Consider the following 12519-nt stretch of genomic DNA (forward strand, 5'->3'; position numbering starts at 1 on the left):
ATCGGGGATTGCGCTACTAATCCAGACTTGACCCCGAATCCTGTCCCTTAATCCCACACCGCCCGAAACGCCGCCACAAACTCCGCCACCTTCGCCTCGGGCAAGCAGTTGATCCCGGCCGCCGCCTTGCGCCCGCCGCCGCTGTCGAAACGCCGGCACAGCTCGTCCGCTCCCGTCGGCGCGGCGAGCGGGGCGCGCACGCTGACGGTGTAGCCCCCCGAACGGCGCGTCAGAATCGCATGGGCGCGGTTCGGCCGGGACTGCGCCAATCGATTGCCGAACGAACCGCTGACGCGGCGGCTCCAGGGTGCATCGGGCAGGATGTATAGCGCGCAGGCTTGCGTCTCCATCTCCGGCTGGAGCCCCTCGGCTTTAGCCATATCTTCGGCATAGCCTTGTTGCAGTTGGCGGAATGCGGGTTCCCCGGCGATGAAGGCGAAAGGATCGGCATGGCGATGCAGCAACCGGTACAATTCATCGGGCGGAAAATGGAGATCGGCCAGGGTTTCCCCGTAGCCGTTGTAATTGAGGCATACACCCAGGCTCTGCAATGCGTCGAGCTGGTCGGTGCTTAAATGCAAGGACTCGGCAGCGCGTCGCGCGGCTTCGTGGAGGTTGTCGCCGAACGCGCCGACCACCGCCCAGATGCGATACCGGCCTTGCAGGAAACGGTCGACCAGCAGGCTGGTGCAGATATCCGGAGCGCGGTCGATATGGACCTCGAAGTCCCGATGAGCGGGAATATCGCCGGGAAAATGATGGTCGAAATAGGTAACCTGAACACCTCGCTCCAGCAAGGCCAGCAACGCCTCCCGGTTCTTGTCCAGAGAGATGTCCAGCACGGTGATCTTGTCACCCGGTTTCGCCACGACCCGCTCAAGTAAGGTAATATCCCTCTTCACCCCGGTAATGAGCTGACTGTCCGTGGGATAGGCCAGCCGCAACTGGTGCAGGGCGCAAATACCGTCGGCGTCGCCATTGAATACATCGTAATGAGTCATAAATTTTTGGATCGCAATCAGGTCGGCTTATGCTAGCACAGAAAGACAAAGCCTCCAGCTCCAGCGCCAGTCCCATTCTGGCAGCAGCCTACGCCTTGCTGATCGTTTATGGCAGCCTTTACCCGTTTAGCGGCTGGCTCCCGGCCGAGGACATGCTGGCCTTCCTGACCGCCCCATGGCCGCGCTACATCATCCGTTCGGATATCATCACCAACATCCTGATCTACCTGCCGATGGGCCTGCTCGTCGCACGTGCGTTGCGTTACCGGCTGCGTCCGGGTGCGGCGGTGATCGCCGCCACCGCGCTGTGCCTGCTGTTAAGCCTTACCATGGAAAGCCTGCAGGCCCTGCTGCCGGAACGGGTTTCCTCCCTCCTCGACCTGCTGCTCAACGGGCTGGGCGGGCTGGGAGGTGCGCTGCTGGCGAGGTTGACCGTCAATCCGCCGGGGCCGCTACGCAGGCTGGCCGCACTGCGCCGCGCATGGTTCCTGCCCGGACGCGCCATGGATCTGGGTTTGGTCGCCCTCGGATTGTGGGCGCTTGCGCAGCTCACCCCGCTGCTGCTTTCGCTGGATACCGACAACCTGCGCAAAGGGCTGCTGCCACTGTGGACCCCCGGCTTCCCATCGCTCTTCAACTGGCCGCAGCTGACCGCCTACGCCTGCACCATTACCGGCCTGGGTTTGTTCGGCACGATTCTCGCCCGCGCCGAAAAGAACACGGCACTGCCATTCATCGGCTTTGTCAGCGTTGTACTGCTGGTGAAAATCCTGGTGATGGGCCGCTATCTTGCGCTGGAAACGGCGCTTGGCGCCGCCATCGGAATGGTCCTGACGGTTGTTTTGTGCCCCGCCCCCAAGCCATTCCGGTTTGCCGCAGGTGGCCTGGCCCTGCTGGCCGGATTCGCGCTCGCCGAACTGGAACCGGCGACCGGCGTGATCTTCAAGCCCCTCCAGCCATTCAACTGGATCCCCTTCCAAGGCCAGATGCACAACCTCGCCGGTTTCAGCGAAATCCTTTCGCTGTTCTGGCCGTTCCTTGCCCTGGGATGCCTGGGCGCTTTCGCCACCAGGCCCAATCGACGCAGGCGGATGGCTTTTATCGGCGGCTTGCTGGTGCTGGCCTTCATGTTTCTGCTGGAATGGCAACAGCAAACCATACCCGGGCGGAATGCCGACATCACCGATGTCCTGCTGGCACTGGCCGGCTGGTCGCTGCCCTGGTGGTGGCGCATCCACACCTCACGAGGAGAACCGCATGGACAGCCTGGCCGAACTCACCCATAAACTGCGCGACTTTGCCCGGGAACGCGACTGGGAGCAGTTTCACTCGCCGAAGAACCTGGCAATGGCGATGATCGTGGAAGCGGCGGAACTGGTGGAACATTTCCAGTGGCTCACGGCGGAGCAAAGCTGCACACTCGATGCCGCCAAGCGGGAGGAAGTGCGCCAGGAAATCGGCGACGTGCTGATCTACCTGACGCGCATCGCCGATCAGCTGGGCATCGACCCGGTTGCGGCGGCGCATGACAAGATGGTGATCAATGCCGCAAAATACCCGGCTGAACTTGCCCGCGGCAGCGCTGCCAAATTTAACGATACGTCTAATACTTAATATTTTCACCGCAAAGGACGCAAAGTCACGCGAGGTAACCCACGTATCTTGCTTTCCTTTGCGAACCTTGGCGTCCTTAGCGGTTAAGATTTTTTATCAGGAACGATAACTTATGAGTTACTACGAAAAACACGTTTTCTTCTGCACCAACGTGCGCGAGGACGGCGGGCAGTGCTGCAGCCAGCACGGCGCGCAGGAAATGCGCGATTACGCCAAGAGCCGGATCAAGAAGCTCGATCTCAACGGCGAGGGCAAGATCCGCATCAACAGCGCCGGCTGCCTCGACCGCTGCGGCGAGGGTCCGGTGCTGGTGGTCTATCCTGAAGCAGTGTGGTACACCTACGTGGACAAGGAAGACATCGACGAGATCGTCGACCAGCACCTGGTCAACGGCAAGATCGTCGAGCGCCTGAAGATCTGAGCTCCTGGATGCCCAGCCTGCCCGCGACATACTTAATCCCAATGCGTAACCCATCAGGAGTGCAGTCATGCTGAAACGTATCGTCCTCGCCTCTGCGCTGGCGCTGTCGCTGAACGGGGCACAGGCAGTTGAAGCCAAAGGGGTGCCCACCGTCGAGATATATGGCCCGGCTGGGTGCCTGGCCTGCATGGAATACCTATACCATCTCAGCCAGAACGGGATTGCCGCGACCTTCAAGGCAATGGACGACATGGCAGCCGTCAAGCGCCGGCTCAGGGTTCCGGCCGCCGTGGAGTCGGTGCTTACGGCAAAGGTCGGCGGCTATTTTATCGAGGGGCATGTCCCGGCCGACGATATCAAGCTGCTGCTCCGCGAAAAACCGAAGGCCCGCGGCCTGGCGGTGCCGGGCTTACCGCTCGGCGCGCCGGGATTCGAGGAGACAGACCCATCGTGCGAGGCAGGCTGCACGATACTGGCCGGAGATTCCGAGCGCGAACCGCTCCGCGAACTGTTTTACACCCTGCTGGTGGCGCCGGACGGCAAAACCAGTGTCTACGCACGTCACTGACGGCTCAAATCCGGCAAGGTCGCCGAAAATAACGGCCTAGCAGCCTCGCGCAAAGCCTCGATCACCCCAGCCCGGAATGCGCGCCAGTGGCGCCCTCCATTAAAAACGTGCTTCTGGTTGACCTCCAGCTCAATGCCGATGTAGGCCTCAACCGGAAAACGACGGCGCAGGTAGGCGGTGAAGCCGTCGGACTTGCCGGCGTAGGGGTAATTGCGGCGTACCTTCAGCTCGGGCGCCCATGACTTGAGCTGCGCCTGCCAGCGGCGGCACAGTTCAGCCTCGCCAGACCGCGCCGGATCGTAGAGCAGGCCGATATCGGCGTTGCGCACCGCGCCGTCGAGCACCGGCGTGAAGCTGTGTGAGGCGACGTGGATCACGCGGCTGCCGTGCGCAATCGCTTCGGCGATATCCGCCTCGACCTTGTTTCGGTAAGACAGGTAATAATTTTTCAGTATCTCGCTGCGGACCCCGACTGGCGCGTCCCGTGTGGCCTCGGAGTACAGGCGCGGATGGCCGATCGAGCGGTTGAGGTCGATAAGCAGACGGCTGGTGGTGGAGACGAACAAAGGCGCGGCCAGCGCCCTAGCCAGCTCTCGGGCCAAGGCAAGCGCACCGGCGTCGTAGCCGCGGTGGGTTTGCAGCAACGCCTCGAAGCCCGTAAACAGGTGCCGGTAGCGGGACGGAATGAGGTTCCCGCCATGCTCGCAGGTGATCAGGAAGTGGTCTGTCTTCGCCATGGCCTATCAGTCCAAGAACATCCGGCCCTCTTCCAGGCAGTCGCACAGCTCGCGGTAGACCGAATGCAGGCGCGCTTTTGTGCAGTCCGGGCCGCTCGCCCGCAGGATGCGGCGGGCGAGCGGCCCGCGTTCCAGTATCACGCGCAGCGGCTCGCGCCAGTGGGCTGAACTGTCCAGCGACGTCGCTTCGATGAGGTGGCGCCAGAGTTCGCCGGCCTGGCATTGCCGATCGGGGAAGCCCAATAGGCGCAGATACCCGGCATCGTCGATCACCGCCTGCTCGGCGTCGCGGATGCAGGCGTGCAGAACCTCCACCAAAGAATCCGTGCCGATTGCCTGCTGCATGGAGAGCGGCGACCATTTGGCATCGTAGATCGCCCGAACAACGGCAGTGACGGCGGCGGCGATGGCGAGGTCGGCCTGCGGGCACTCCTGCACGTCGATCACGCGGATTTCGATGGCCTTGCGGTCGAAGCGCGGGCTCGCGCCGCGGACGTTGAGCCATTCGTGGCGCAGAACGCCATCCGGGTCGAAGGGCGCAATCTCTCGGTACATGGGCGCCAGGATGGTGGCCTGGTACTCTGCCCGACTGGTGACCGTATCCGGGATCACCCGCCCGATCGTCGATGGAATTCTCGCCTGGTGTGTGCGGTAAGCCTCCATACGAAAATCCAGGAAGCCCGCAGGCCTGCCTTCGACGATGGGCGAGCTCGCCGCCAGAGCCGGGATGATCGGCAGCACCAGCCGGATGGCGGCATGCAGGCGGGCGAACTCGGCATCGTCGGCAAACGGCAGGTTGAGCTGCATGCTTTGCAGGTTGGCCCAGCCGTGCGCTTTGCAGCCAAAAATGCGGTCGTAGGTCTGGTAAATAACGGCATCGTCGTGGGGCCACAGCCGCGTTTCGGCGACGGGGTCCATCCACGGGTGCATGGCGCTGGGCATGAGCCGCGCGCCCAAGGATTCGAGCAGCCGGTTGATGTATCGAACCTCGGTCTGGAAGGCGGCAGGAAGCGGTTCGAGGGCGGGATCGGGGCTCGCGTTCTTGAGTTCTACGAGGTGCAGCACCAACTCGTTGGACCAGCCGAACCTCCCCCGCTTCACTTCCGTCACGCAGGCTCCCGCGGCTTGGCGCAGCAGCTCGTCGGCGACCGGCAGAACCGACAGCTTCTGCCGATCCACGATTATGTACTCGAGCTCGATGCCGTAGCCCGTGAAGGCGTGAAGCACGGACGGGTCGCTCATAGTGAAGCACCCCGCTTGCGCGCTTCGATGCGCTTCAGGAACACGCCCATCACTTCGCGGTAGAGCGCGTCCTTGAGCACGCCGTCTTCATTGCCGGCGTCCACGTTGGGGTTGTCGTTGATCTCGATGATGTAAAAACGGTTGCCAACCTGCTTGATGTCCACGCCGTAGAATCCATCGCCGATCAGGTTGGCCGCCTTGAGCGCCAGCTTCACCACCCGGTCCGGCGCTTCGCCGACGGACAACGCCACCGTAGGCCCCTCGACAAAATCGCGCTTCTGGTCGCCGTGCTTGATGATCTGCCAGTGGCCGGGAACCATGAAGTACTTCGCCACGAACAGCGGCCGCCGGTCGAGAATGCCGACGCGCCAGTCGAACTCGGTGGGCAAATATTCCTGGGCGATGATCAGTTCCGATTTATCCAGCAAGGCATTCACTTTGGCCGGCAACTCTTCCTCCGACTCCACCTTCACCACCCCGATGGAGAACGAGCTGTCCGGCTGCTTGAGCACGCAAGGCAGCGCAAGGGTGGGAATGATCTGGTCCACGTTGTCCCGGTGCACCAGCAGGGTTTTGGGTGCGGGGATGCGGTGCCGGGCCAGGATCTCGGCGAGATAGACCTTGTTGTTGCACTTCAGGATGGAGTCCGGATCGTCGATCACCACCAGCCCCTCGGCGGCGGCCCGCCGCGAAAAGCGGTAGGTGTAGTGATTGACGAAGGTGGTGTCGCGGATGAACAGGGCGTCGAATTCGGTCAACCTGCTGAAGTCTGCCCGGGTGATGAACTCCACGTGCATGCCCAGGGCCTGCGCCGCCTTCTCGAACTTTTGCAGCGCCCTGGCATTGGATGCCGGCTCGGGATTGTTGGGATCGTGCAGGATGGCGAGGTCGTAACGCGGTGCGGCACGCTTCTGCGCCCGTCGCCTGCGGCCCATGAAGTACTCCGTGGTGGCCTGGATCGCGAATTCATGGTGCTGAGGCGGGATGTCGCTGGCGGCAATCGGCCGCACGCTGCGGATGCGCCAATGATGGCCGCGGCGCTCGAAATTGGCGCGCAACAACGGGGCCTGCAGCAGGTTGAACAGATGCCGGCTCAGCGGGCCGTGGCGAGCCGCCACGTTGCGGCCGAAGTAGATGCTGAGTTCGAAGGCATCCGACTTGATCGGCGCCAGCGATTTCTGGATCAGCTCGTCCAGGCCCTCGGTGAGCAGCCGCACCATGTTCTGGGATTTCAGGTCCTCGATGGTGTTCGACCGGGGCAGCGGCTTGTGGCCGCGGGCCTCGGCGAGCAGCGAGACGTAGTAGCCGAGGCTCTGGTAGCGGTAGGTTTTGCACAGGTTGAACACCCGGGCGAAGCGGTCGCTGCCATAGGCCGGATCGGTCAGGTAGGCCCGCGCCGGCACGACGGTCACGCCGGGAACGTCGAGCGGCCAGTCGCGCGGGTTGTTGACCACGATCAGGATGCTCATGGCTCGCCCCCGCGCTGCCGCGGACCCGGCGGATAGATCACCAGCAGATTGGCGTCGTGGGTCACGATGCCCAGCAGCACGGCGCCTAGCACACGGTCGATGTTGATCCAGTATTCGTGCGACGGGCCGTAGGGATGGCGCGCATAGGGATCGACCACCAGCACTGTGCGCTTTTCCCGATCATAGCCCGCGATCACGACGAAGTGCCCGGCCGGCAAGCCGCGCACGTCGTCGGGTTCGTCGTTCGGCCCGTATTCCCGCGCGGCGCGGTACAGATAGGTGGAGCTCAAACCCGTGATGATGGGCAGATTCCGGCGCAGCAGGCCGCGAATCAGGGGGCGGGAGAGATCGGTCAGGCGCAGCCGCCCGCCCAGGCTCAGGAATTCCAGATAACCCTCGGTGACATGTTGCAGCCTGGCGTCTTTTTTCACCTCACGCTGCCGCTGCAGGCGCTCGGCGATGTCCACACCAGGCGCAAACCAGGTGGGGTCGAACACCGTCAGGTTGTAGGTATAAATGGTGGCCTGATAGCCATGGCGCAGCGCATCGCAGGCCAGGAAAATCGCGAAGGTGCCGCCGAACTCCATCTTGCGGGTGCGGGCGATTACCTCCGGAAGCCGTGCGTCCTCGCCCCAGTAGCGGTAGACGGCATGCAGGCAAGTGGGGCCGCAGGTGGTCTCGTCCGGCTGTGGCAGCATCTTGACCGGCAAGCGCAGCGTGATCGGATGCATGACAAAGCCTCGCCAAAAGGATACTTACCTCATCAGTATAGGATGTGATGGCGCCATGAACTGGAAACAGTCATCTGATGCAGGCGGGGAAAAGGGAATTCAGCGTTTCTGTGAAATCAACGAAACAGGGGGTGACTGCGCATACCGATCAAAGTCGCCAGAAGAAGACCCCCACATGGTTGCTCGCCTATCTGATATATTGGGTAGCCTATTGGGACGCCAGTCATGATTCTTATTGAACTCATACAAAATATCGCCTTATTGGTTGCTCTCGCAGCTGTTTTCCAGGTAACCGTATCACGCGCTGGGAAAAGTGCGTTGACTAACACGGTGCTTATTGGCTTCCTTTTTGGTGTCGTCGGGGTATTGGGCATGATGACTCCAATCCAATACGCACCCGGAATTATTTTTGACGGACGATCAATTATCTTGGCCGTGGCAGGACTCATCGGCGGCCCTCTGGTGGCACTCATCAGCGGATTAATCACCGGTGCCTATCGGTTTTGGCTAGGTGGAGCAGGGACTCTAGTTGGCATTGCTGTCATTACTGCATCCTCTGCGATTGGGGTCACGTTTCATTACATCAGAAAACGTTCCGGAGGCTATCTGGGTGCGCTTCCCCTGCTGGGGTTTGGGTTTCTGGTGCATATTGTCATGCTGGCAATATTCATGTTTTTGCCTGATAAGGTTGGCCTAACAGTCATCAAAGAGATGGGGGTGACGATTTTATTGTTCTACCCTTCTGCAACGATGCTGGTCTGTCTTCTGTTTCAGGATTATGAAGAGAAAGAAAGAGCCAGGGGCAATCTGGAGCATTTGGCTTATTACGACACATTGACGGGTTTGCCCAATAGTTCACTTTTGATGGAAAAGCTGAATCAATCCTTGTCCTCGTGTAAACAGAGCGGGCACGAAGGCGCACTAATACTTTTCAACCTGGATCGGTTCAAAACGCTGAATGATGCGCGCGGGCATTCCACCGGAGACATTCTGTTGCGCGCAGTGGGGGATCGCCTCTCAACTGCACTCGATACAAGAGATATCTTGGCCAGAATATCTGCTGATGAATTCGCTATTCTGGTACAACGCACTGAAGAAGGTTCTGAAACTATTGCCTCGCTTACCCAAGGTTTGGCTGATAAGGTTCACATTGCCCTCAAATTCCCTCTTCACGTTGGTTCAGATGAAATTTCAATCACCAGCAGCCTTGGAATTACCTTGTTTCCTCAGAACCCCGATGACACGGCAGGCGATGTGCTGCGTCGTGTGAATACTGCGATGCATCGTGCCAAACAGAATGGCGGCAATCAAAGCGTAGTCTTTGAGCAATCCATGACGGGTATGGCGGAGCAACGCTTCCAGATTGAGCGTGAACTGCGTAAGTCCATTACGGATGGGGAGTTAAGGTTGTATCTCCAATCCCAGGTGAATGCCTCGGGCATCGTCGTCGGGGCTGAAGCATTGGTGCGTTGGCAGCATCCCGAGCGTGGCCTGATCCCCCCTGTATCTTTTATTCCAATTGCTGAAGAAACCGATTTAATCGTAGATATTGGCGTTTGGGTGATGACAAAGGCATGTCAGATATTGGCGCTAGACGAGATGGTAGGTCGTCCGGTCAGGCTGTCGGTAAATGTTAGCCCAAGACATTTTCGCCAACCCGGATTTGTTGCCTGGATCAGGTGGATCCTTGCCGATACGGGCGCCGATCCCAGTCACCTCACTCTTGAAATCACAGAGGGGTTATTGATTGATAACATTAATGATGTCATCGCCAAGATGATTGAACTGACGTCTTTGGGTATTCACTTCTCGATTGATGATTTCGGTACGGGTTATTCCTCGCTGACCTACCTCAAGCGCCTTCCCATTCACGAACTAAAAATTGACAAAATATTTATTCAGGATGCACCAACCAATCCAGATGATGCAGCGTTGGTTGAATCCATCTTGGCAGTTGCTAAACATATGAAACTGGAAGTTGTGGCAGAAGGGGTAGAAACCCATGAACAAGCTGCTTTTCTCAAAGCCAGAGCGGAAGTGATTTATCAGGGATATTTGTTTTGCAAACCAGAACCCTATGATATTTGGTTAAAGCATTTATCCTGACATGAACCTTCTATAACACATAACACAGGTAGCATCATACCTAGCCTGACCGGGTTACTAAAGATCGAATGTTTGATTTGGGTTATTGCGTTACCTCTACCTACCATGTCCGAAAAGACCGCTGAGACTAACGAACTTTGCTTTGGTTGCGTGTACTTTCCGCCCAATCTTCCCCTGCGGATGTATGCCGATGAAGATTGGGCCCTGCTTCAGGGACGCTCATGTTCGTTTGAATGTCATCTCGGTGATGAGGGGTGTCAAGCATCACGCAAGACAAGTTGCAGCTTGGTTGTGACCTAACCTCTTCTAGCGTCTCAGCAACTCTTCCGAATGTACAAGGCCTGGGCTAGTCTAAATAAATACTACGTCTTGAAAACAAAAGGATATCTGTTATGTTTATGATCAATTACAAAGAACTCAGTTGGTGGTACTGGTTTGTTACGGCATGCTTGCTTACCGCTGGTGTTGCGGGATACGGGAATGGATTCTTGTGGGCCATCGGCCTTACTTTGTTTCAGATAGCTCACTTTGCCATACGCGAGCACAGCATCACAGCTTTTCCGGTCCAGGTCCGATTCTGGTATTTGGTACTTCTTCTTGTTGCGCTCCCGGAACCACTACAGATAGTTTACTGGGTTCCTACTGTAGGAACGTGGGCACAATTGATATTTGGGTATTGCACGATGGCGCGTTGTGTATCGCTCTTTCCATGGAATCGTAACGAGCCATTCTCACTCAGCTTGTTGAAGAGAACATTCTTTTCCCGACCGGTGCGCGGAAACATACTGCAAGGTCTTCCACCCAAAGAAACAGTGTAGGGGACGCAGCAGGGATCAGCGTCGGATTGGTATAGGCCACGCTAGTTGGCGCGAAGCGCCCAGGTTGTCCAATCTAAGGCGCCAGGAAAAATGTGTCCGTTTCCCGAAAGTCTGATTGGCTAGTTTAGAGCTGGACCGGACGATCATCACTCGTGAGCTCATCCGTCTGTTTTTGGTCGATGATTTGAGCCGGTCGGCCGCGACTGTCGATGCTGTACACCCCTGGACGAGCAGGCCCGCTAATCCCACTACATTACCGTGCAAATCCGGGGGTAAATCAATCCTCCAGCGCGCGCACTTTAACCGTCTTGCCCTTTACCTTGCCTGCCGACAATTTGCGAACGGCTACACTGGCGATGTTGCGCGCGACGGCAACATAGGTGGATAGCTCGGTCACCGTGATCTTGCCGACTTGCTCGCGCGTGAATCCCGCTTCGCCAGTAAGTGCGCCCAGCACGTCGCCGGGGCGGATCTTCTCCTTGCGCCCGCCGAGTATCTGGAGCGTCACCATCGGCGGCACCAGCGGTGAGTCATTGCCGCTTTGCAATTCACCCAGCTCATGCCACTCCGGTTCGCTGCCCATCATCTGTGCGATGGCGGCGACACGGCGCTGGTCGGCCGGGCTGCACAGGCTCAGCGCCCAGCCGTCCTGATCGGCGCGGCCGGTGCGGCCGATGCGATGGATGTGGATTTCCGGGTCGGGCGTGACATCGACATTGATGACCGCTTCGAGTTGCGCGATATCCAGGCCGCGCGCCGCCAGGTCGGTGGCCACCAGCACCGAGCAACTGCGATTGGCGAACTGGATCAGCACCTGATCGCGTTCGCGTTGTTCCAGATCGCCGTTCAAGGTCAGCGCATGAATGCCCTGCGCGTGCAGCACTTCCAGCAAGTCGCGGCATTGCTGCTTGGTGTTGCAGAAGGCCAGCGTGCTGACCGGGCGGTAGTGCTTGAGCAAGAGGCCAACGGCCTGCAAGCGCTCCTCGGGTTTCACCTCGTAGAAGCGCTGGCGTATCTTGCTGTCCTCATGCTGTTCCAGCAGCTTCACTTCCTGGGGCTTGCGCAAGAACTGGCGCGCCAGTCGCGCGATGCCGTCGGGATAGGTCGCGGAGAACAGCAGGGTCTGGCGCTCTGCCGGGCAGCGCGTCGCCACGTAGGCGATGTCGTCGTAAAAGCCCATGTCCAGCATGCGATCGGCTTCGTCGAGCACCAGGGTGTTGAGCGCATCCAGCGCAAGGCTGCCGCGCCCGAGGTGATCGATGATGCGGCCCGGCGTGCCGACGACGATGTGCGCGCCGTGCTCCAGGCTGTTTATCTGCGGGCGCATGGGCGTGCCGCCGCACAGGGCAACGATCTTGATGTTGTCTGCGAATCGCGCCAGGCGGCGAATCTCCTGCGTGACCTGATCGGCCAGCTCGCGCGTCGGGCACAGCACCATGGCTTGCACCGCAAAGCGGCGCGGGTTCAGCCTGGTGAGCAGGGCCAGCGCGAACGCAGCCGTCTTGCCGCTGCCGGTCTTCGCTTGCGCGATCAGGTCGTGCCCGGCGAGCGCAATCGGCAGGCCGGCCGCCTGGATGGGGGTCATGGTCAGGTATTCGAGCTGCTGCAATGTCGCCTGTACGCCGGGCGGCAGCGGCAGTTCGTTGAAAGAGCGGCCGGCAGCGCTTGCTGCGGACGGGGAGGAGGGTAGGGAAATATCGGTCATGCGCAATTATCCCCGCCTGCGGTGCGACGTGCTTGTAAAAATTTGTTTTGGTGGAGTTTTGGGTCTGTTGGGCTTCGTACCTCAGCCCAACCTACATTTTGCTTTCG

General features: G+C 59.4%; 11 protein-coding genes. 5 read left to right on the top strand and 6 right to left on the bottom strand.

Features of this window, described 5'->3' with window-relative positions; genetic code table 11:
• Window positions 1-47: 47 nt before the first annotated feature.
• Window positions 48-1001, bottom strand: coding sequence for a DHH family phosphoesterase (locus tag VMV64_RS05590; RefSeq protein ID WP_325328968.1), 954 nt, complete (start codon window positions 999-1001; stop codon window positions 48-50).
• A gap of 29 nt (window positions 1002-1030) precedes the next feature.
• Here VMV64_RS05590 and VMV64_RS05595 point away from each other — a divergent pair, with 29 nt between their 5' ends.
• The 4 genes from VMV64_RS05595 to VMV64_RS05610 all read left to right on the top strand — a co-directional run bounded on the left by VMV64_RS05595 (window position 1031) and on the right by VMV64_RS05610 (window position 3604).
• Entirely contained in the window at window positions 1031-2287 is a 1257-nt protein-coding gene (locus tag VMV64_RS05595) for a VanZ family protein (protein WP_325328969.1), read from the top strand.
• Window positions 2259-2615 (top strand): nucleotide pyrophosphohydrolase, encoded by a 357-nt coding sequence (locus tag VMV64_RS05600; protein WP_325328970.1) that lies wholly within the window; start codon window positions 2259-2261, stop codon window positions 2613-2615. The genes VMV64_RS05595 and VMV64_RS05600 overlap by 29 nt, the downstream gene beginning before the upstream one ends.
• Window positions 2616-2727: 112 nt before the next feature.
• Entirely contained in the window at window positions 2728-3036 is a 309-nt protein-coding gene (locus VMV64_RS05605) for a (2Fe-2S) ferredoxin domain-containing protein (RefSeq protein ID WP_325328971.1), read from the top strand.
• Between the two features lie 67 nt (window positions 3037-3103).
• On the top strand, window positions 3104-3604 hold the full coding sequence (locus VMV64_RS05610; protein WP_325328972.1) for a DUF411 domain-containing protein: 501 nt from the start codon (window positions 3104-3106) through the stop codon (window positions 3602-3604).
• Here the strand turns inward: VMV64_RS05610 and VMV64_RS05615 are convergent.
• The 4 genes from VMV64_RS05615 to VMV64_RS05630 are packed head-to-tail and all read right to left on the bottom strand — an operon-like array spanning window position 3598 to window position 7783.
• Window positions 3598-4341 (bottom strand): N-formylglutamate amidohydrolase, encoded by a 744-nt coding sequence (locus VMV64_RS05615; protein ID WP_325328973.1) that lies wholly within the window; start codon window positions 4339-4341, stop codon window positions 3598-3600. The genes VMV64_RS05610 and VMV64_RS05615 overlap by 7 nt on opposite strands.
• A gap of 6 nt (window positions 4342-4347) precedes the next feature.
• A complete protein-coding gene (locus tag VMV64_RS05620; protein WP_325328974.1) occupies window positions 4348-5583 on the bottom strand; it encodes a carboxylate-amine ligase in 1236 nt (411 codons plus the stop codon).
• The gene (locus tag VMV64_RS05625) at window positions 5580-7052 is read right to left on the bottom strand and encodes a RimK family protein (protein WP_325328975.1); all 1473 of its coding nucleotides are present in this window, start codon (window positions 7050-7052) and stop codon (window positions 5580-5582) included. Before VMV64_RS05625 ends, VMV64_RS05620 begins: the two co-directional genes overlap by 4 nt.
• On the bottom strand, window positions 7049-7783 hold the full coding sequence (locus tag VMV64_RS05630) for a C39 family peptidase (RefSeq protein ID WP_325328976.1): 735 nt from the start codon (window positions 7781-7783) through the stop codon (window positions 7049-7051). Before VMV64_RS05630 ends, VMV64_RS05625 begins: the two co-directional genes overlap by 4 nt.
• A 225-nt stretch (window positions 7784-8008) precedes the next feature.
• Here VMV64_RS05630 and VMV64_RS05635 point away from each other — a divergent pair, with 225 nt between their 5' ends.
• A complete protein-coding gene (locus tag VMV64_RS05635) occupies window positions 8009-9889 on the top strand; it encodes a putative bifunctional diguanylate cyclase/phosphodiesterase (protein ID WP_325328977.1) in 1881 nt (626 codons plus the stop codon).
• Between the two features lie 1095 nt (window positions 9890-10984).
• Here VMV64_RS05635 and dbpA read toward each other — a convergent pair.
• Window positions 10985-12412, bottom strand: coding sequence for an ATP-dependent RNA helicase DbpA (gene dbpA / locus VMV64_RS05640; RefSeq protein ID WP_325328978.1), 1428 nt, complete (start codon window positions 12410-12412; stop codon window positions 10985-10987).
• Window positions 12413-12519: the final 107 nt, after the last annotated feature.

The sequence above is a fragment of the Sulfuricella sp. genome (assembly GCF_035531155.1).
In the GTDB taxonomy this organism is placed as follows: domain Bacteria; phylum Pseudomonadota; class Gammaproteobacteria; order Burkholderiales; family Sulfuricellaceae; genus Sulfuricella.

Coding starts and splice junctions, on each gene's coding strand:
- VMV64_RS05630 (WP_325328976.1), bottom strand. CDS start 7,783: ATGCATCCGATCACGCTGCGCTTGCCGGTCAAGATGCTGCCACAGCCG.
- VMV64_RS05590 (WP_325328968.1), bottom strand. CDS start 1,001: ATGACTCATTACGATGTATTCAATGGCGACGCCGACGGTATTTGCGCC.
- dbpA (WP_325328978.1), bottom strand. CDS start 12,412: ATGACCGATATTTCCCTACCCTCCTCCCCGTCCGCAGCAAGCGCTGCC.
- VMV64_RS05625 (WP_325328975.1), bottom strand. CDS start 7,052: ATGAGCATCCTGATCGTGGTCAACAACCCGCGCGACTGGCCGCTCGAC.
- VMV64_RS05615 (WP_325328973.1), bottom strand. CDS start 4,341: ATGGCGAAGACAGACCACTTCCTGATCACCTGCGAGCATGGCGGGAAC.
- VMV64_RS05635 (WP_325328977.1), top strand. CDS start 8,009: ATGATTCTTATTGAACTCATACAAAATATCGCCTTATTGGTTGCTCTC.
- VMV64_RS05610 (WP_325328972.1), top strand. CDS start 3,104: ATGCTGAAACGTATCGTCCTCGCCTCTGCGCTGGCGCTGTCGCTGAAC.
- VMV64_RS05605 (WP_325328971.1), top strand. CDS start 2,728: ATGAGTTACTACGAAAAACACGTTTTCTTCTGCACCAACGTGCGCGAG.
- VMV64_RS05600 (WP_325328970.1), top strand. CDS start 2,259: ATGGACAGCCTGGCCGAACTCACCCATAAACTGCGCGACTTTGCCCGG.
- VMV64_RS05620 (WP_325328974.1), bottom strand. CDS start 5,583: ATGAGCGACCCGTCCGTGCTTCACGCCTTCACGGGCTACGGCATCGAG.
- VMV64_RS05595 (WP_325328969.1), top strand. CDS start 1,031: ATGCTAGCACAGAAAGACAAAGCCTCCAGCTCCAGCGCCAGTCCCATT.